This window comes from Aeromonas sp. FDAARGOS 1409 (assembly GCF_019048705.1).
In the GTDB taxonomy this organism is placed as follows: domain Bacteria; phylum Pseudomonadota; class Gammaproteobacteria; order Enterobacterales; family Aeromonadaceae; genus Aeromonas; species Aeromonas sanarellii.
This window is the reverse complement of the sequence record NZ_CP077395.1, coordinates 1,521,736-1,540,106: the sequence shown is the minus strand read 5'-3', so window position 1 is coordinate 1,540,106 and position 18,371 is coordinate 1,521,736. Positions and strand designations below refer to the sequence as shown.

At 63.9% G+C, this 18,371-nt stretch carries 17 protein-coding genes; 9 read left to right on the top strand and 8 right to left on the bottom strand.

Features of this window, described 5'->3' with window-relative positions:
- Positions 1–37: 37 nt before the first annotated feature.
- From I6L39_RS07360 to I6L39_RS07335, 6 genes are all read right to left on the bottom strand, one after another.
- Positions 38–943, bottom strand: coding sequence for an ABC transporter permease subunit (locus tag I6L39_RS07360; RefSeq protein WP_042077120.1), 906 nt, complete (start codon positions 941–943; stop codon positions 38–40).
- On the bottom strand, positions 940–2,094 hold the full coding sequence (potA, locus tag I6L39_RS07355; RefSeq protein WP_042077118.1) for a polyamine ABC transporter ATP-binding protein: 1,155 nt from the start codon (positions 2,092–2,094) through the stop codon (positions 940–942). Before potA ends, I6L39_RS07360 begins: the two co-directional genes overlap by 4 nt.
- Positions 2,095–2,170: 76 nt before the next feature.
- Entirely contained in the window at positions 2,171–3,256 is a 1,086-nt protein-coding gene (locus tag I6L39_RS07350) for a polyamine ABC transporter substrate-binding protein (RefSeq protein ID WP_084202771.1), read from the bottom strand.
- Between the two features lie 120 nt (positions 3,257–3,376).
- Complete coding sequence (locus tag I6L39_RS07345) at positions 3,377–4,474, bottom strand: polyamine ABC transporter substrate-binding protein (RefSeq protein WP_216991435.1); 1,098 nt, start codon at positions 4,472–4,474, stop codon at positions 3,377–3,379.
- 54 nt (positions 4,475–4,528) lie between these two features.
- Entirely contained in the window at positions 4,529–5,890 is a 1,362-nt protein-coding gene (locus tag I6L39_RS07340; RefSeq protein WP_216991434.1) for an aspartate aminotransferase family protein, read from the bottom strand.
- 276 nt (positions 5,891–6,166) lie between these two features.
- Positions 6,167–7,498 (bottom strand): glutamine synthetase family protein, encoded by a 1,332-nt coding sequence (locus I6L39_RS07335; RefSeq protein WP_042077110.1) that lies wholly within the window; start codon positions 7,496–7,498, stop codon positions 6,167–6,169.
- Between the two features lie 462 nt (positions 7,499–7,960).
- Here I6L39_RS07335 and I6L39_RS07330 point away from each other — a divergent pair, with 462 nt between their 5' ends.
- The 9 genes from I6L39_RS07330 to malZ all read left to right on the top strand — a co-directional run bounded on the left by I6L39_RS07330 (position 7,961) and on the right by malZ (position 16,511).
- Positions 7,961–8,347 carry a TraR/DksA C4-type zinc finger protein gene (locus I6L39_RS07330; RefSeq protein ID WP_042077108.1) on the top strand — a complete coding sequence of 129 codons (387 nt, stop codon included), beginning with the start codon at positions 7,961–7,963 and terminating at the stop codon, positions 8,345–8,347.
- 155 nt (positions 8,348–8,502) lie between these two features.
- A complete protein-coding gene (locus I6L39_RS07325; protein ID WP_042077107.1) occupies positions 8,503–9,360 on the top strand; it encodes a hypothetical protein in 858 nt (285 codons plus the stop codon).
- A 52-nt stretch (positions 9,361–9,412) separates the two neighbouring features.
- Positions 9,413–9,859 carry a DUF962 domain-containing protein gene (locus I6L39_RS07320; protein WP_042077105.1) on the top strand — a complete coding sequence of 149 codons (447 nt, stop codon included), beginning with the start codon at positions 9,413–9,415 and terminating at the stop codon, positions 9,857–9,859.
- Positions 9,860–9,879: 20 nt separating this feature from the next.
- The gene (locus tag I6L39_RS07315) at positions 9,880–10,356 is read left to right on the top strand and encodes a CreA family protein (protein WP_042077103.1); all 477 of its coding nucleotides are present in this window, start codon (positions 9,880–9,882) and stop codon (positions 10,354–10,356) included.
- Positions 10,357–10,433: 77 nt separating this feature from the next.
- Positions 10,434–11,423 (top strand): 2-hydroxyacid dehydrogenase, encoded by a 990-nt coding sequence (locus I6L39_RS07310; RefSeq protein ID WP_042077102.1) that lies wholly within the window; start codon positions 10,434–10,436, stop codon positions 11,421–11,423.
- 102 nt (positions 11,424–11,525) lie between these two features.
- The gene (gene yegD / locus I6L39_RS07305; protein WP_216991433.1) at positions 11,526–12,887 is read left to right on the top strand and encodes a molecular chaperone; all 1,362 of its coding nucleotides are present in this window, start codon (positions 11,526–11,528) and stop codon (positions 12,885–12,887) included.
- A gap of 210 nt (positions 12,888–13,097) precedes the next feature.
- Positions 13,098–13,517, top strand: coding sequence for an META domain-containing protein (locus I6L39_RS07300; RefSeq protein ID WP_042077098.1), 420 nt, complete (start codon positions 13,098–13,100; stop codon positions 13,515–13,517).
- Between the two features lie 70 nt (positions 13,518–13,587).
- A complete protein-coding gene (locus tag I6L39_RS07295) occupies positions 13,588–14,436 on the top strand; it encodes an HDOD domain-containing protein (RefSeq protein WP_209794387.1) in 849 nt (282 codons plus the stop codon).
- 245 nt (positions 14,437–14,681) lie between these two features.
- Positions 14,682–16,511: a maltodextrin glucosidase gene (gene malZ / locus I6L39_RS07290; protein WP_042077094.1), complete on the top strand. Its 1,830-nt coding sequence runs from the start codon at positions 14,682–14,684 to the stop codon at positions 16,509–16,511.
- Positions 16,512–16,595: 84 nt separating this feature from the next.
- Here the strand turns inward: malZ and I6L39_RS07285 are convergent, their stop codons facing one another.
- Both I6L39_RS07285 and I6L39_RS07280 read right to left on the bottom strand, forming a co-directional pair.
- On the bottom strand, positions 16,596–17,129 hold the full coding sequence (locus I6L39_RS07285; RefSeq protein ID WP_216991432.1) for an ATP--cob(I)alamin adenosyltransferase: 534 nt from the start codon (positions 17,127–17,129) through the stop codon (positions 16,596–16,598).
- A 95-nt stretch (positions 17,130–17,224) separates the two neighbouring features.
- Positions 17,225–18,358 (bottom strand): DUF5610 domain-containing protein, encoded by a 1,134-nt coding sequence (locus I6L39_RS07280; protein WP_216991764.1) that lies wholly within the window; start codon positions 18,356–18,358, stop codon positions 17,225–17,227.
- Between the last annotated feature and the right edge of the window lie 13 nt (positions 18,359–18,371).

Genomic DNA, 18,371 nt, shown 5'->3' with positions numbered 1-18,371 from the left:
AGGAATGACAGGGGGACTATCAGCAGCAGTTCCTTATTCATGCCTTGCCCTCCAATTCCTTGGCCTGGTTGCGGTTGAAGAGAATGATCGGAACGATCAGCACCGCCAGCATCACCACCGCCAGGGCGGAGGCCACCGGCCAGTCACGGTTGTTGAAGAACTCCTGCCACAGCACCTTGCCGATCATCAGGGTCTCCGGGCCGCCCAGCATCTCGGGGATGACGAACTCCCCCACCACGGGGATGAAGACCAGCATGCAGCCGGCGATGATGCCGTTCTTGGAGAGCGGCACCGTGATCTGCCAGAACCGGGTCAGGTTGCGGGCGCCGAGGTCGGAGGCCGCCTCCAGCAGGCTCTGGTCATGCTTGACCAGGTTCGCGTAGAGCGGCAGCACCATGAAGGGCAGGTAGGAGTAGACGATGCCGATGTAGACCGCCAGGTTGGTGTTGAGGATCTGCAGCGGCTCGCTGATGAGGCCCAGCTCCAGCAGCAGGCCGTTGAGCAGGCCGTTGTTGCTGAGGATGCCCATCCAGGCGTAGACCCGGATCAGGATGGCCGTCCAGGTCGGCATCATGATGAGCAGCAGCAGGACGGTCTGGGTCTCCTTGTTGGCCTTCGAAATGGCGTAGGCCATGGGATAGCCGATCAGCAGGCAGAGGATGGTGCTGACCAGGGCCATCTTGAGGGAGCCGAGATAGGCCGCGATGTAGAGCTCATCCTCCTCCAGCAGCAGGTAGTTGCCCATGTTGAGCAGTATGGTGAGCTGGTTGTCCGCCCAGCTCACCACGTCGGTGTAGGGCGGGATCGCCACGTCCGCTTCGGCGAAGCTGATCTTCACGACGATGATGAAGGGCAGCAGGAAGAAGAGGAAGAGCCAGAAGAAGGGGATGCCGATCACCAGCTGGCGCCCCCCCGCCTGTTGCAGTCGTCTCAATGCCTTCATGATTGCAGCACCACGCCGCTGTCATCTTCCCAGTACAGGAACACCTGGTCATCCCAGGTCGGCCGCTTGCCGTGGCGCTCGGCATTGGCGATGAAAGCCTGAACGATTTTGCCCGAGGGCAGCTGGATGTGATAGACGGAGTGGCCGCCCAGATAGGCGATGTCGTAGACCTCGCCCTTGGTCCAGTTGAAGTCCGGATGCTCGATCTCCTCCGGCTTGTGCAGGCTCATCAGCAGCTTTTCCGGACGCAGGGCATAGGTGACCTTCTTGTTCTCGGCGCGGGAGCTGATGCCGTGGCCCACGTAGATGGGCTGTTCCAGATCCGCACAGGCGATGGTGGCGTGGTCCTGCTCATCCTCCACCAGCAGGCCGTCGAACAGGTTGACGTTGCCGATGAACTCGCACACCAGCCGGCTGGCCGGGGTCTCGTAGATGTCCATGGGGCTGCCGATCTGCTCGATACAGCCCAGGTGCATGATGGCGATCCGCTCGGCCATGGTCATGGCCTCTTCCTGGTCGTGGGTCACCATGACGCAGGTCACGCCGACCCGCTCGATGATCTCCACCAGCTCCAGCTGCATGGTGGAGCGCAGCTTCTTGTCGAGCGCCCCCATGGGTTCGTCCAGCAGCAGCAGTTTCGGACGCTTGGCCAGGGAACGGGCCAGGGCCACCCGCTGGCGCTGGCCGCCGGAGAGCTGGTGCGGCTTGCGGCGGGCGTACTGGGTCATCTGCACCAGCTTGAGCATCTCCTCCACCCGGGCGTCGATCTCCGCCTTGGGCAGGCCGTCCTGCTTGAGGCCGAACGCAATGTTCTGCGCCACTGTCATGTGGGGGAACAGGGCATAGGACTGGAACATCATGTTGATGGGGCGCTCGTAGGGCGGCATGTCGGTAATGTCGACCCCGTCGAGGAACAGCCGTCCCTCGGTGGGGCGCTCGAACCCCGCCAGCATCCTCAGCAGAGTGGACTTGCCGGAGCCGGAGCCCCCCAGCAGGGCGAAGATCTCGCCCTTGTGGATGTTGAGAGACACGTTGTCGACCGCCAGCGTTTCGTCGAACTGCTTGCTTACCCTGTCTATTTTGACCAGCACTTCTTTACGCTGCTGGCTGCCCTCGAGGGCTTTCTTGTAGGCACTGGAGGCTATCGCCATTACCAAACTCCCAAAGGTGAGATCGGCCTGGGCCGATCCATCAATACAATCTGGCGCCCCGGGATGGGCGCCAAGGTTAGGTTCCGGACTTGATCTTGGTCCAACTCCGGGTGATCAGACGCTGCACCGAGCGGGGATGCGCTTCCTGCACATAGAGCCGCTCAAGCACCGCCTGGGGGGGATAGACCGACTCGTCCTCGCGGACGGCCTTGTCCATGTACTCGCCCGCCTTGATATTCGGGTTCGCGTAGCCCACGTAGTCGCTCACCTTGGCGATCACCTGCGGCTCGAGAATGTAGTTGATCAGGGCGTGCGCCTCTTTCACGTTGGTGGCATCGGCCGGGATCGCCATCATGTCGAACCAGAGGTTGCCACCCTCCTTGGGGATGCTGTAGGCAATCTGGATCCCCTTGCCCGCCTCCTCGGCCCGGGCCGCCGCCTGCAGGATGTCGCCGGAGAAGCCCGCCGCCACGCAGATGTCGCCGTTGGCGAGATCGCCGATGTACTTGGAGGAGTGGAAGTAGGTCACGTAGGGACGCACCTTCAGCAACTGCTCCTCGGCCCGCTTGAGATCCGCCGGCTCATGGCTGTTGGGGTTGAGCCCCAGGTAGTTCAGCGCGGCCGGGATCATCTCGTCCGCCGAGTCGAGGAAGGCCACCCCGCACTGGGAGAGCTTCTTCATGTTTTCAGGTTCGAAGATGACGGCCCAGGAGTCGATCTTGTCGACCCCGAGCACCGCCTTGACCTTCTCGACGTTGTAACCGATGCCGTTGGTGCCCCACAGATAGGGCACGGCATACTGATGACCCGGATCCACCTTGTCGAGCTGCTTGAGCAGCACGGGATCCAGGTTGCTCAGGTTTGGCAGCAGGGCGGGATCCAGCTTCTGGAAGGCTCCCGCCTTGATCTGCTTGGCCAGGAAATTGTTGGAGGGCACGACCAGATCGTAACCGGTGCGTCCGGTCAGCAACTTGCCTTCCAGCGTCTCGTTGGAGTCGAAGACGTCGTAGACGGTCTTGATCCCGGTCTTCTGCTGGAAGTCGCTGAGGGTGGTCTCGCCGATATAATCGGACCAGTTGTAAAAATGAACCACAGGGGCTGCCTGGGTCAGATTTGCAAACCCCAGGGTCAGGGCCAGCGTTGCCATCTTGGTCATGTGCACTTGTCAGTCCTCATTGGTGTGATTTTGCCAGTCGCGCATCCTTACGCGCCGTCCAACCTGTCGGGTGGTCACTCCCCTCCCGGCCGAACTGCGGACCGGGAGGGGTACTGCTCGTCTTGCTTACTTGCCTGACTTGATCTTGGTCCAGCTGCGGGTCATCAGACGCTGCACCTTGGCCGGCAAGGCCGGGAAGGTATAGATCTTCTGCAGGGTCGCCGCATCGGGGTAGACGCCCGGATCCGAGCTGATGGCCTTGTCCACCAGCTGGGTGGACGCGCTGTTGCCATTGGGCGCATGGATCTGGTTGGTGATGTTGGCGATCACCTCGGGCTTCATCAGGTAGTTCAGGAACACGTGGGCCTCTTCCACGTTCTTCGCATCGGCCGGAATGGCCAGCATGTCGAAGAAGCTGCCAGCCCCCTCCTTCGGAATCACGTAGGTCAGATCGACCCCGTTCTTGGCCTCGATCGCCCGGGCCTTGGACTGTTGCAGGTCCATGGAGTAGCCGACCGCCACGCAGATGTTGCCGTTGGCCAGATCCGAGATGTACTTGGAGGAGTGGAAGTAGGCGGTGTAGGGACGGATGGAGAGGAACAGCTCCTCAGCCTTCTTCAGCTCGTCCGGCTTCTGGCTGTCCGGCTTGAAGCCCAGATACAGCAGGGCGGCCGGCAGCATTTCGGTCGGCGAGTCGAGGAAGGAGACACCGCACTCCTTCAGCTTGGCCATGTTCTCCGGCTTGAACACCAGATCCCAGGAGTCGACCGGCGCGTCCTTGCCCAGCAAGGCCTTCACCTTGTCGATGTTGTAGGCGTAGCCGATGGTGCCCCACAGATAGGGCGCCGAATACTGGTTGCCCGGATCGCTCGGCTCGAGCGCCTTGAGCAAGGCGGTATCCAGGTTCTGCCAGTTGGAGAGTTTGGACTTGTCCAGCTTCTGGAAGACGCCCGCCTGGATCTGCTTGGCCAGGAAGGAGTTGGACGGCACGACGATGTCATAACCCGAGCTGCCCGCCAGCAACTTGGCTTCCAGCACCTCGTTGCTGTCGAACACGTCGTACACCACCTTGATGCCCGTCTCCTTCTGGAAGTCTTCCAGCGTGTTTGGCGCGATATAGTCGCTCCAGTTGTAGACGTGCAGCACCTTCTCGTCGGCCATCGCCCCGGAACTCATCATGGCCAGCGCCACGGAAGCAGCCATCATTCCCTTTTTAAAAGACATAGTCCTTGTCTCCTAAGCAAATTGTATGCGTAAGCCAACCCAGCCTGGCACGGCCTATTCCCGCAGCTTTTCCGCCGTCAGGTCCAGACTGAGCCTGGCCAGTTTGACCAATTCATCCACCTGTTCCTCGGTGATCACCAAGGGGGGCGATATGATCATGGTATCGCCGACCGCCCTCATCACCAAGCCATTGTTAAAGCAGAACTCCCGACAAGTCATCCCGGCATGGCGTTCGGCCGGGAAACGACGTTTCGTCTGCTTGTCCTGGACTATTTCCAGCGCGGCGACCAGGCCCTTGCCCCGGGTTTCTCCCACCAGAGGGTGATCGGCAAGCTCGCTCCAGCGGCGCTGCAAATAGGGGCCGATACTATCATGAACGCGCTTAACTATGCTCTCCTTTTGCATAAGCTGGATGTTGGCGATGGCCACGGCGCAAGCCACCGGATGACCGGAGTAGGTGAAGCCGTGGTTGAACTCGCCTCCCTCCTCCACCAGCACCCTGGCGACCCTGTCCCCCACCATCACGGCCCCCATCGGCAGATAGCCGGAGGTGATGCCCTTAGCCAGGCACATGAGATCCGGCTTGATGCCGAAACCTTCGCTGGCAAACCAGTGACCGGTGCGACCGAAGCCGCAGATCACCTCGTCGGCGATGAGCAGGATGCCGTACTTGTCGCAGATGCGCTGGATCTCGGGCCAGTAGCTGTCGGGCGGGATGATGACGCCGCCGGCGCCCTGGATAGGCTCGCCGATGAAGGCCGCCACCTTGTCCACCCCCAGCGCCAGGATCTTCTCCTCCAGCTGGCGGGCACGGGCCAGCCCGAACTCGTGGGCGCTCATCCCCTGCCCCTCGCCGAAGTGATAGGGCTGGTCGATGTGCACTATGCCGGGGATGGGCAACCCGCCCTGGGCGTGCATGCCCTTCATGCCACCCAGGCTGGCACCCGCCACCGTGGATCCGTGGTAGGCGTTGTGTCGGCTGATGATCACCTGCTTGTCCGGCTGCCCCTTGCTGGCCCAGTAGTGGCGCACCATGCGCAGCACGGTGTCGTTGCACTCGGAGCCCGAGCCGGTGAAGAAGACGTGGTTGAGGTGCGGGGGCGTGATCTCGGCCAGCAGGGTCGCCAGTTCGGCGGCGGGGGGGTGGCTGGTCTGGAAGAAGAGGTTGTAGTAGGGCAGTTGCTGCATCTGCCGGGTGGCGGCGTCCACCAGCTCCTGACGGCCATAGCCCAGGTTGACGCACCACAGGCCCGCCATCCCGTCCAGGATTCGCTTGCCTTCGGAGTCTTCCAGATAGACCCCCTCGGCCTTGGTGATGATGCGACTGCCCTTCTTGTTCAGGGCCTGAAAGTCGGTAAAGGGGTGCAGGTGGTGGCTGGCTTCCAGTTGCTGCCACTCACGGGTGGTGTGCTGCATTGCTTGCTCCTCGGTTCCTTCGATTCGGCGGTCATTGCCGCCCCTTGATGAGGGTGCGGGCCCCCGGTCACTGCCAGTCGCGGGTATGCTGCCTCGCCTGCTCCTCGATGCCTTTCCATGTGGCGAGCGTCGCCGCCCGTCCATTGAAGGCGCTCGGCACGGTCACGCGGCTTCGCGCACGCCGTCGCGGCCGGCACCGTCTGCCGGCACTCACGAGTCCAGTGCCCTCTTGCTTGCGATCTGACGGGAGAGGCCGACGCCTCTCCCCAAAACGGGTCACACGTTCAACAGCAGGAACTCGCGCTCCCAGCGGCTGATCACGCCGAAGTAGGTCTCGTACTCCTTGCGCTTGACCGCGACGAAGGCTCGGATGAAGCGCTCGCCCAGCATGTCCTTGATGGGCTCGCACTGCTCCAGATGGCTCAGTGCCTCCTCCAGGGAACGGGGCAGGCTGTAGGGCAGGTCGTAGGCGCTCGCCTTCATCTCCTGCATGGGCTCCAGCTTCTCCAGCATGCCGAGATAGCCGCAGGCCAGGGTGGCGGCCAGGGCCAGATAGGGGTTGGCATCGGCGCCGGCGAAGCGGTTCTCCACCCGGCGCGCGCTGGGCTCGGAGAAGGGCACCCGCAACCCGCAGGTGCGGTTCTCCACCCCCCACTGCACGTTGCGCGGCGCGCTCTCGCCGAAGGTGAGGCGGCGGTAGGAGTTGACGTTCGGCGCCAGCAGGGCGGTCACCGCCGGGGTGTACTTCTGCAGGCCGGCGATGAAGTGCATGAAGAGGGCGGAGTTGCCCCCCTCGCTGGTGCCGAACAGGTTGTTGCCGTCCATGTCCTCCAGGCTCTGGTGGATGTGCATGGCGGAGCCCGGCTCGTTGCTCATGGGCTTGGCCATGAAGGTGGCATAGATGCCGTGGCGATGGGCCGCCTCGCGCATGGTGCGCTTGAACAGGAACACCTGATCGGCGAGATCGATGGCATCGCCGTGCAGGAAGTTGATCTCCATCTGGGCGGCGCCGGACTCGTGGATCAGGGTGTCCACCTCCAGCTCCTGGGCCTCGCAGTAGTCGTACATGTCCTCGAAGATGGGGTCGAACTCGTTCACCGCATCGATGCTGAACGACTGGCGGGCGGTCTCCGGGCGGCCGTTGCGACCCACCGGCGGCACCAGCGGGTAGTCGGGGTCTTCGTTGCGGGTCACCAGGTAGAACTCCAGCTCCGGCGCCACCACCGGCTTCCAGCCCTGCTTCTCGTAGAATGACAGAACCCGGCGCAGCACGGAGCGCGGCGCGATGTCGATCAGCTTGCCGTTGACGTCGAAACAGTCGTGGATCACCTGGGCGGTGGGCTCCAGCGCCCAGGGGACGAAACGAATGGTGTTGGGATCGGGATAGAGCTGCATGTCCCGCTCCAGCGGGTCTATCATGCTGTCGTCATCCGGGTATTCGCCGGTCACCGTCTGGGTGAAGATGACCTCTGGCAGCCGCATGCCCCCCTCGCGCAGAAATTTGTTGGCTGGAATGATCTTGCCTCGGGCATTGCCGGTGAAATCCGGGAACAGGCACTCCACTTCCGTGATGCGATTGCTCTCCATCCAGCCCTTGATACTGTCCATGTTAAACCCCGACTCTACGGTTGTCATAGGCAAGGGTGTCTAATATAAGGAACACCCTTGTTAAGAAAATGTAATCGACCACACCATAAAAGCCCGCCATAAAGCCCTTTGTCAAGCGGTGGTGTTTAAAAAACTATAAACAACGGCCTGTAAAATGACCAGGTCGGCACCAAATACTAAACACTCTGTGCCACGATCAGCCCATTGCAAGCCGGATGCCAATAGCGGACAGCCGCCGCGCGATACTCAGTCAGCCCCTGTCGGAGAAGGCTCATTTCTTTGCAAGGGCGCACACTCCTTATCCAATTTTCTTTGCATGCCTGCATTTTTTTGGTACAAGGCCCGCCCTGATTTGCACTCTCCTGCCTGGATTTGGTGCAAATCGGGATACAAGGGCTTGGTCTGAAGACAGACAGCCCCCATAAATGGGAAAAATTGGGAAACTGACTGGTAGCAAACCATATGTGTGATTTCATGACTGAAGACCAACTGGCCTTTTACAAGGGCCAGATCGAGCGGCAGATCCTCGAGCTCGAAGAACGTCTCAACTCCCAGGCCAGCCAGGCTATCGCCACCGATACCAACGAAATGGCGGACGAGATCGATCGCGCCAGTGTCGAGGAGGCCCGCCGTCTGGAGCTGAACCGCATCGAGCACGACAAGCTGCATCTGCGCAAGCTGAAGGGGGCGCTCAAGCGTATCAATGAAGGGGATTTCGGCTACTGCGAATCCTGCGGCGACGAGATCTCCCTCAAGCGGCTGCAGGCGCGGCCCGAGTCCCGCTTCTGCGTCGAGTGTCAGAGCACCAAGGAATTCAACGATACCCACGTGTTCCGCCGCGTCGCCTGATGCTCCGACAGACCCCCGTCCCGCCTGGGCCAGCCCCGCAGGCCGGGGGCCGTGTCGCCAGCGGCGAGCCTGACCCCCACCCACGGCGTCACGCAAGAGCGTGACAACTTCTGTTAGACTCCGGGCAGGCCCCGGACTCTACAGGAGATCAAAGCGTGAAATGGCTCATCAGGCTGTGCCTGTGCCTGCCGCTGCTGGCACAGGCACAGACCCTCACCGTCAAGGTCCCCAGCCGACCGATCAACGACCTCGACAACGAGTACCAGCTCAAGCTGCTGGATCTGGCCCTCACCCGTGCCGGTCAGCCCTACAAGCTGGAGCGGGTCGACCTCAACCTCAATCAGTACAGCCTCCAGCAGGCGCTCGCCAGGGGCAAGACCATCAATGTGTTCTGGATGGGAACCTCCAGCGCCCTCGAATCCTCCCTGATCGCCGTCCCCATTCCGCTGTTCCGCGGGCTGGAAGGGCTGCGCCTCTCCTTCATCCACGCCGACGCCCAGGAGAAGTTCAACCAGGTCAACACCCTGGCGGATCTCAAGAAGCTGAAGGCGGCGCAGGGGGTGGGCTGGGCCGACAACAAGATCCTGGAGCAGGCGGGCATTCCCACCTATGCGGGTCGCTACAGCAACCTGTTCCGCCTGATGAATGACGGCGACAAGCTGGACTTCTTCCCCCGCGGCCTGGTGGAGATCTTCGCCGAGCGCAGCGAGCTGGTGGCGCAATATCCCAACCTGGTCATCGATCAGCACCTGCTGATCCGCTACCCCTTCGCCGAGTTCTTCTTCGTCAGCCCGGAGTCGCCCAAGCTGGCCAAGGCGATCCAGACCGGGCTGGAGCGGGCCTACGCCGACGGCAGCTTCATGAAGTTCTTCCACGAGAATCCCAAGATCCGCGAGGCCCTGGCCAGCGCCAACCTGGAGCAGAGGGTCACCATCTCCCTGCCCAACCCGGACATGACCCCCTTGCTCAGGAGCATACCGGCCCAATATTGGGAATATCCCCCGCAGGGATGAAGATTCGGCCACCTCGACCGGGGTGGCACAAGCCGCGCGCCAGGGAGGTGCCATGAAACGACTCGACGAATGGTTCAGCGACTACGGCCAGAGCCACCGGCATCCCGTCAATGTGGCCATCCACAAGGTGGCGGTGCCTGGCATCTACCTCTGCGCCCTGGCCCTGCTCTGGTGCCTGCCGGCCGGGCCGCTGCAGCCCTCCCTGAACTGGGCGGCGCTGGTTGCCATGCCGGTGCTGGCCTTCTATCTGCATCTGTCGTTTTCGCTGTTTGTGGGGATGGCGGCGCTGACCACCCTTGGGCTGGCGTTCTGTTACACCTGGCAAGGCCCGCTACTGTGGCCCGCCCTGGCCGGTTTCGTGCTGCTCTGGCTGGCCCAGTTCGTCGGTCACCGGATCGAGGGGAAACGCCCCTCCTTCCTCACCGACCTGCAATTTCTGCTGGTAGGCCCCGCCTGGGTGCTGGCCAGCCTCTATCGTCGCTTGGGCATCCCCTACTGAGGGAGCCTGAAGGAGAAACCATGACACACCCTTCCCCCCTCGCCCGTACCCTGCCCCTGATGCTGGCGCTGCTGGCCGGCCCGGCGCTGGCCGACAAGGCGGACCCCGTAGGCGAGGTGAGCACCGCCTTCAAGCTGGTCGGCCCGAACCACAAGATCCTGGTGGAGGCGTTCGACGACCCCAAGATCGCCGGCGTCGCCTGCTATCTGGCGCGTCCTAAGACAGGAGGCGTCAAGGGTGGCCTGGGGCTGGCGGAGGATCCCTCCCACGCCTCCCTGTCGTGCCACCAGATCGGCCCCATCACCCTGCCCGCCAGGCTGAAGGCGGGGGAGGAGGTGTTCGACGTCAGCACCTCCCTGGTGTTCAAGGAACAGAAGGTGGTGCGTTTTTACGACGAGAAGCGCAATGCCCTGGTCTATCTGACCTACAGCACCAAGCTGGTGGATGGTTCTTACAAGAGTGCGGTGAGCGCCGTGCCCATCATGCCCTGGGGCTGATGCCCCGCCATTTATCCCGTGATGACGGCCCATATTTGTTGTAATTTAACCACATCATTATCTGCGGAGAGCGCACCATGAGAGTCGCCGTTTTCAGTACCAAGAGCTACGACAAGGAACACTTCCACCAGGCCAACAGCCAGTACGGTTTCGAGCTGGAGTTCTTCGACGTGCGGCTGGAGGCCAAGACCGCCCGCCTCGCCCACGGCTTCCCCGTGGTCTGCCTGTTCGTCAACGATGACGCCGACCGCGAGGTGCTGACCGAGCTGGCACAGTACGGCACCCAGGTCATCGCCCTGCGCTGCGCCGGTTACAACAACGTGGATCTGGTGGCCGCCAAGGAGCTGGGGCTGAAAGTGGTGCGGGTGCCCGCCTACTCCCCGGAGGCGGTCGCCGAACACGCGGTGGGCCTGATGATGACCCTCAACCGCCGCATCCATAAGGCCTATCAGCGCACCCGCGACGCCAACTTCTCCCTGGAGGGGCTGGTGGGCTTCAACATGCACGGCCGCACCGCCGGCATCATAGGCACCGGCAAGATCGGCATCGCCACCCTGCGCATCCTCAAGGGCTTCGGCATGCGCCTGCTGGTGAGCGATCCCTATCCGAACCAGGCGGCCATCGATCTCGGCGCCGAGTACGTGGACCTCGACACCCTGTTCCGCCAGTCCGACGTCATCAGCCTGCACTGCCCCCTGTTCAAGGAGAACTACCACCTGCTGAACAAGGAGGCCTTCGCCAAGATGAAGGACGGGGTGATGATCATCAACACCAGCCGGGGCGGCCTGCTCGACTCCAACGCCGCCATCGAGGCCCTCAAGACCGCCCGCATCGGCGCCCTGGGGCTGGACGTCTACGAGGAGGAGGAGGATCTCTTCTTCGAGGACAAGTCCAACGAGGTGATCACCGACGACGTCTTCCGCCGCCTCTCCGCCTGCCACAACGTGCTGTTCACCGGTCACCAGGCCTTCCTGACCCGGGAGGCGCTGCACGCCATCGCCGACACCACCCTCAGCAACATCCAGGCCATCGAGGGCCAGGGCCGCTGCGACAACGAGGTGGAATAAGCCCTCCTCGCCTTTCGCTCACCATTCAGACTCGCCGGGTTGTGAGACCCGGCGCCTTCGGGTAGGCTACCAGCCCTTTTTTGTGCAGGAGTCTGGCCGCCCATGTTTATCGGATTTGATTACGGTACCTCCAACTGTGCCGTCGCCGTGATGGAACAGGGCAGCCCCAGGCTGCTGACCCTCTCCGGTTCCCATTACCTCCCCTCCACCCTGCACGCCCCGCACCGGGATGCCATCGCCGGCCTGCTGGCCGAAGGGCTGGCTCCCGCCCAGCAGGCGGAGTACCTCAAGCTGCGCGGCCCCGTGGTGACCCGGGCCCAGGCGGTGCGCCGCCAGATGCGCGAAGAGGGGCTGGCCGACGAGCTCAGCTTCGGCGGCGCGGCGCTGGAGCGCTATCTGGAAGAGCCGGACGAGGGCTACTACATCAAGTCGCCGAAATCCTTCCTCGGCGCCTATGGCCTCAAGGCCCCCCAGATCGCCCTGTTCGAGGACATCGTCTGCGCCATGATGCTGCACGTGCGCCAGCAGGCGGAGCAACAGACGGGCGCCCCCGTCCGCCAGGCGGTGATCGGCCGGCCGGTCAACTTCCAGGGGCTGGCGGGGGAGGAGAGCAACCGCCAGGCCATCGCCATCCTGAGCGAGGCGGCCCGCCTCGCCGGGTTCGAGCGGGTGGAATTCCTCTACGAGCCGGTGGCCGCCGGCTTCGAGTTCGAGGCGCGCCTCAGCGAGGATGCGGTGGTGCTGGTGGTGGACATCGGCGGCGGGACCACGGACTGCTCCGTGCTGCGCATGGGTCCGAGCCATCGCGACCGGCTGGATCGCAGCGGCGATCTGCTCGGCCACAGCGGCCAGCGCATCGGCGGCAATGACTTCGACATCCGCCTGACGGTGGAGGGCATGATGCCGCTGCTCGGTATGCACGAGACCCTCAAGACCGGCAAGCCGCTGCCCCACCCCCTGTTCTGGGACGCGGCCGCCATCAACGACGTCAGCGCCCAGAGCCGCTTCTACAGCCTGGAGACGGGCCGCCAGCTGCAGGATCTCCAGCTCGACAGCCAACCCGGCAGCAAGCTGCCCCGTCTCGCCAGCCTGCGGGCCCACAAGCTGAGCCACCAGCTGGTGTGGCGCGCCGAGCAGGGCAAGATCGCCCTCTCCGATCACGAGCGCAATCACCAGACCCTGAACGAGCTGGAGAAGGGGCTGGAGGCCGAGCTGGGACGCGACCAGCTGGCATCCGCCTCCGCACCGCTGCTAGAGAAGATAGGCGAACTGATGGAGGAGGCGATCCAGGCCGCCGGGGTGCAGCCTGACCGGATCTTCATCACAGGCGGCAGCGCCCGCTCGCCCCTCATCAAGGCCTTCATCCAGCAGAAACTGCCCAGGGTACCGCTGGAAGGGGGAGACGACTTCGGCTCGGTCGCCTCCGGCCTCGCCCGCTACGCCGAGCGGCTGTTTGCCCGCTGATGGGCAGGCTCGCCAAGGCGCAGGGATAGCAGGGGGCCACATCGTGGCCCCTTTTGTGCGTGACGAGGCTCGCCCGGGGCAAGTGTTGCCATTTACCGACACCCCCTCTTCCCCCGGGGCGACAGAAGCGGTCGGGCACCTCCCCCCTCGCCCTGCCTCGCAGGCCCCGGGACGGGTATGCTTGTCCTACCCATCACCGGAGCCCCTTCAATGCCCAGATACCTACTACTGCTGCTCGCCCTGCTTCTGCTCAGTGCCTGCAGCAGTACTCCCCGCTTCGCCTCGCACGATCTGCAGCACCACCACTGGGTGCTCGACCGGCTGGATGGCCAGGCCGTCACCGGCAGCCGCGTCAATCCCCCCGATCTCGAGATCGGGGAGCACTTCACCGTCAACGGCATCGCCGGCTGCAACCGCTACTTCGGCCAGGGCCACCTCAAGGGGAACCGGCTCTGGGTCACCAGCCTCGGCAGCACCGCCATGGCCTGCCCCTCCGGGCTCGACCAGGTCGAACAGGCCGTGCTCGCCACCCTGACGGAGGGGGCCACATTGAGCGGTTCCACCCAGACCCTGATCCTGCAGGGAAAACGGCACCGTTTGGAATACAGACTGCAAGACTGGGTGTACTGAGGCCGACGAAACCAGATCCGGTACAGGAACAACTGGCCAGGCTGTGGCACAATATGAGGCACTGTTAGCAATGGAGGCTGCCTCAGCCATGTCGATGGATCGCCTGTTTGGCAAGATCAAGCAACTGCCCACAATCCCCAAGCTGCTGCACGAGCTGATGCAGAGTTTCAACGACGAGAATGCCCGCATCGACGAGATCGCGGCCAAGATCGCCATGGACCAGGTGATCAGCGTCAAGGTGCTGCGGATGGCCAACTCCGCCGCCCTGCGCCGGGGCAACGAGGTGACCTCCATCGAGCAGGCGGTGATCCGGCTCGGCTTCAACCGGTTGCGCTCCGTGGTGGTCGCCTCCGGCATCATCAGCAGCTTCAAGGCCCCCCCCGGTTTCGACAAGCACCACTTCTGGACCCAGACCTTCCAGGTCGCCACCATAGCCCGCACCCTGGCCCAGCAGACCAGGGCGGTGGATCCGGAGACCGCCTTCACCTGCGCCCTCATTCACAACATCGGCGAGCTGCTGATCCAGAGCACCCTGCCGGAGGAGGCCGGGCTCATCAACCTGGCCATCGAGAAGGGGAGCAGCCGGGTCGAGGCCCAGCGGGAGATGCTGGGTTACGACTATGCCCAGCTCGGCGCCGAGCTGGCGCGGCGCTGGAACCTGTCGACCGCCTTCGTCGACGCCATCGCCCAGCAGCTGGACCCCCTCTCCCACGAACCAGTCAGCAAGGAGGCCGTGCTGATCCGGCTCGCCGTCTTCGTCTCCTTCGCCTGGCATGCGGGGGTACCGGCCCAGGCCATCATCGCCCGCTTCCCCAGGCCCCTGGCCGACCAGCTGGGGCTGGATCCCGCCAGCCTGGCGGATCAGCTCGAACAGCTGCACGAACAGGGCAATGCCCTGGCCGATTTGCTGACCCAGTAGATGTACAACGGCCGATCAGCAGGAGCCGGATCCCCGTCTCATTCTGGCGGATCAGCTCGAACAGCTCCACGAGCAGGGCAATGCCCTGGCCGAGCTGCTGACGCAATAGACTCACGGCTGGCCGACCCGCGGAGCCGGGCAACCGCCTCATTCTGGTCGGTCGTCACATACTCAACCCCATGGGCAGGCTAGGATGGCCCTCGCGCATCCCCTGACCCGGTAGCCTCTCTGACACAGTAGACACCATGACCCATCCCTTCCTGTTTCACCCCCAGGCGGCACCCTGGTTCAAAGAGAGTGCCGACACCCTGCAGCTCACCCTGTTCAGCGAGCTGGACGCCCCCATCCGCGAGGTGTGGCTGCGCCACGAACCGGACAACGAAGAGTACCTGGTCGCCATGACACCGGTCGCCACCCGGGACAGGCTCCAGGTCTGGCAGGTCGAGCTGCCGCTCGCCAGAGGGCAGGAGATCCACCTCTACTGCTTCAAGTGCCTCACCGACGAGGAGCAGTGGTGGCTGCACGGCGCCGGCGTCAGCGCCGCCATGCCGCCGCGCGAGCAGCATTTTCGCTTCAACAGCCGCCACCAGCCGCCGGCCTGGGTGCAGGATCAGGTGTTCTACCAGATCTTCCCGGATCGCTTCTGCAACGGCGATCCGTCCCTCAGCGTCAAGCATCACGAGTACGAGTACAGAGGCAAGGCAGTCATCAGCAAGGCCTGGGGCGAGCCGGTCAGCCGTCACGAGGAGGGGCACGGCGCCTGCGAGTTCTACGGCGGGGATCTGGCGGGCATCGACGCCAAGCTGCATTACCTGCAATCCCTGGGGGTGACGGCGCTCTACCTCAACCCCATCTTCGATTCGCCGAGCAATCACAAATACGACACTCAGGACTACTTCAAGGTGGATGCCCACCTCGGCACCAACGCCCAGTTCGCCGAGCTGACCCGCAACCTGCACCAGCGCGGCATGAAGATCATCCTGGATGCCGTGGTCAACCACACCTCCACCGAGCACCCCTGGTTCTGTCCGCCGCTGGGGGCCCAGAGCAACCCGGACTCCCCCTGGCGCAGCTTCTACACCTTCGACCAGGAGGGGGACTACGTCAGCTGGAAGGGGATCCGCAGCCTGCCCAAGCTGGACTTCGCCAGCGAACAGGTGCAGGACGCCGTCTACCGGGCAGACAACGCCATCCTGCGCTACTGGATGCGGGCGCCCTACCAGATCGACGGCTGGCGCTTCGACGTCATCCACATGCTGGGGGAGCGGGGCACCGCCGAGGGCAACCGTGGCCACGTGCGCGCCATTCGCGGCGCCGTGAAGCAGGAGAACCCGGACGCCTACGTGCTCGGCGAGCACTTCTTCGAGGCGAGTCAGTGGCTGCAGGGGGATCAGGAGGATGGTGCCATGAACTACTACGGCTTCGCCCACCCCGTCCGCGCCTTCCTGGCGGGGCAGGACATCGCCTACCACCCCATCAAGATCAGCGCCACCGAGCTGGACCACTGGCTCAAGCTGGCGCGGGCCCATATCCCGTTCAAGAACCAGCTGGCCCAGTTCAACCTGCTGGACAGCCACGACACCGCCCGCTTCCTGCACCTGCTGGGGGAGGACAAGCAGCGGATGCGGCTCGCCGCCACCCTGCTGATCACCTACATCGGCGTGCCCTCCATCTACTACGGCGACGAGGTGGGGCTGTCGGGAGGCAACGATCCGGACTGCCGCCGCTGCTTCCCCTGGGACACCACGGACTGGGATCACGTGCTGCACGACCACTATCGCCGCCTGATCCAGCTGCGCAAGCAGCGCCCTGCCCTGCGCCGCGGCGACATCCAGACCCTCTACGCCGGCCCCCACAGCTATGTGTTCGCCCGCACCCTGCAAAGCGATCAGGTGGTGGTGGCCTGCAACCGCCACCCCACGGAGCCGCGCACCATCAGCCTGCCCCTGTGGCAGACCGCCAGCCCCGCTAGCCGCTTCACCGACGCCTTCAACGGCGACAAGTTCGAGGTGGTGCAGGGGGAAGTGCAGCTCACCATCCCCGCCAACTCGGCCAGGGTGCTGCTCTCCAGCTGAATGCGCTGTTGGCGCGCTGAAAAGCAAAACCGGAGCCCAAGGCTCCGGTTTTTCTTTGTGCCGCTTCGGCAAATCCCGGCGACCTCAGTAGTTGATGCTGACATAGGGGACTTCGGTCACATCCCACGCCTGCTTGAGGTAGACGGTGAGCACGAAGAAGAAGTTGGCCAGCAGGTTGGCGAAGCGGTAGAGGATGGGATCGAAGCGCACGCCGCTCTCCTCCAGGCGCACCAGCAAGCGCACCACCTTCTTGCTGCCGCAGCGGCACAGGTGCAGGGTGGGGATGGGCTGGGGCCCCTGGGGCAGCACGAAGCCGGTGACCCGGCCACGGCTCGCCTCGTTGTAGTGATCGTAACGCCCCTTCAGCCACGCCAGATCCTCCTCGAAGATCCCGAGCCTGCCCCGCACCGAGCCGTTGAGGTTGTAGATGAGCCGCTGCAGGGTCGCCAGATCCGCCATCATGGGTCGGGTATCCTCATCCGCCACCAGGTGAGAGAGCACGGCCCCCACCTGGCAGCAGAGCTCGTCGGTGGCGATCTCGTAGTCGCACTGGAACTGGGTCTCGAAGATGAAGGGGTAGCAGAGTTCGCGCTTGTCTCTTGGCTTCTTGGGGTTCATGGCATGATCTGGCTGGGGAAAAGGGCAGTGTGCCAGCCCGGGGGCAGGCTGGCAAACGGCCCGCCCTCGGGCACATCAGGGGCGATGCGGCGAGACTAGCCCGCGGCCATCTGCTGGCCGAGCAGCCGCATGGCTTCCAGCATCCGCTGGTTAAAGCCCATGAAGCCGGCCCCCGTCGCCCCGTCCTGGCCCCGCGCAGCCAGCACGGCCGGTGTCAACGCCTGCTGCTGGGCGGTCGGCAGCAGGGCATCGGCCTGCTGCTGCACCCGGCTCAGCCGTGGCAGGTAGTCCGCCAGGGGCTTGAGGCTCTCCTGCAGGGAGTGGGCCCCCTGATAGGCCTGGCTCAGCTTGGCCGACTGCTTGAGCTTGAGGGAGTAGGAGACCAGCTGGCTGTCGTCCAGCTGCAAGCCCGCCAGCCTGTCGGCCAGGGTCTTGCCATCCGTTCCCCCGAAGAACTGGCCGGCCAGTTCGTCCAGCCCCTTGACCAGGGTGCCGATGGCCTCCATCTCGGCGCCGTCGAGATCGCCCTCCAGGGAGAAGTCGAAGCTCTGGCTAGACTTCAGGCTGAACTGGTTGCCGCTCCCGTCGTTCCGGGACCTGAACTGCCAGCTGTCGCTGAAGCGCAGCATCACCTTGTCCCCGTCCCGGGTCTCGATCTCGAGGAAGGCCTGCTGCCGGCTGGCCATCCTGGCCGCCCCCAGATCCGTGGTCGAGACCTCGCCGAAGAACTCCTTCTCGAAGGACTCCAGCCCCTCCTGGATCAGCTTGTAGCTCTGATCCATGCCGGTCTTGATATCCTCGTTGTCCGCCCAGTCGCCGAGCTGCTTCCTGGCGTCGCCAAAGCCCATGTCCACCCCCTTGCGGGCCTGGGCCATCATCTCGGCCAGATCCTCGTCGCTCTTGCCATCGGCACGGGCCGCGCCCAGCCGTCCGGTGACGAACTGCAGCACGTTGTCCGCCACCGTCTCGTAGTCGAACAGGGTCTCCGGGGTGATCGCCTCCGGCGATTCCAGCTTGAACTCCTCACTCCTGGGGGCCTGATAGTGCTGGCCGTTGATCTCCAGTGCAAATTGCAGCGCCTGCTGGATCAGCACCTGGGCCCACTTCGGAGGCTTGTTCAGGGAGACCTCCTCCCCCTTGTCCGCCGCTTTCGACGCCGTCTGTTGGGGCGATTTGGGAGCAGTGCCCACTCCCTTGGGTTGGGCCGCGCCCATGCCATCGATCTGCATCATCACTCTCCCG

Coding starts and splice junctions, on each gene's coding strand:
- I6L39_RS07360 (WP_042077120.1), bottom strand. CDS start 943: ATGAAGGCATTGAGACGACTGCAACAGGCGGGGGGGCGCCAGCTGGTG.
- potA (WP_042077118.1), bottom strand. CDS start 2,094: ATGGCGATAGCCTCCAGTGCCTACAAGAAAGCCCTCGAGGGCAGCCAG.
- I6L39_RS07345 (WP_216991435.1), bottom strand. CDS start 4,474: ATGTCTTTTAAAAAGGGAATGATGGCTGCTTCCGTGGCGCTGGCCATG.
- I6L39_RS07340 (WP_216991434.1), bottom strand. CDS start 5,890: ATGCAGCACACCACCCGTGAGTGGCAGCAACTGGAAGCCAGCCACCAC.
- I6L39_RS07335 (WP_042077110.1), bottom strand. CDS start 7,498: ATGGACAGTATCAAGGGCTGGATGGAGAGCAATCGCATCACGGAAGTG.
- I6L39_RS07330 (WP_042077108.1), top strand. CDS start 7,961: ATGTGTGATTTCATGACTGAAGACCAACTGGCCTTTTACAAGGGCCAG.
- I6L39_RS07320 (WP_042077105.1), top strand. CDS start 9,413: ATGAAACGACTCGACGAATGGTTCAGCGACTACGGCCAGAGCCACCGG.
- I6L39_RS07315 (WP_042077103.1), top strand. CDS start 9,880: ATGACACACCCTTCCCCCCTCGCCCGTACCCTGCCCCTGATGCTGGCG.
- I6L39_RS07310 (WP_042077102.1), top strand. CDS start 10,434: ATGAGAGTCGCCGTTTTCAGTACCAAGAGCTACGACAAGGAACACTTC.
- yegD (WP_216991433.1), top strand. CDS start 11,526: ATGTTTATCGGATTTGATTACGGTACCTCCAACTGTGCCGTCGCCGTG.
- I6L39_RS07300 (WP_042077098.1), top strand. CDS start 13,098: ATGCCCAGATACCTACTACTGCTGCTCGCCCTGCTTCTGCTCAGTGCC.
- I6L39_RS07295 (WP_209794387.1), top strand. CDS start 13,588: ATGGAGGCTGCCTCAGCCATGTCGATGGATCGCCTGTTTGGCAAGATC.
- malZ (WP_042077094.1), top strand. CDS start 14,682: ATGACCCATCCCTTCCTGTTTCACCCCCAGGCGGCACCCTGGTTCAAA.
- I6L39_RS07285 (WP_216991432.1), bottom strand. CDS start 17,129: ATGAACCCCAAGAAGCCAAGAGACAAGCGCGAACTCTGCTACCCCTTC.
- I6L39_RS07280 (WP_216991764.1), bottom strand. CDS start 18,358: ATGCAGATCGATGGCATGGGCGCGGCCCAACCCAAGGGAGTGGGCACT.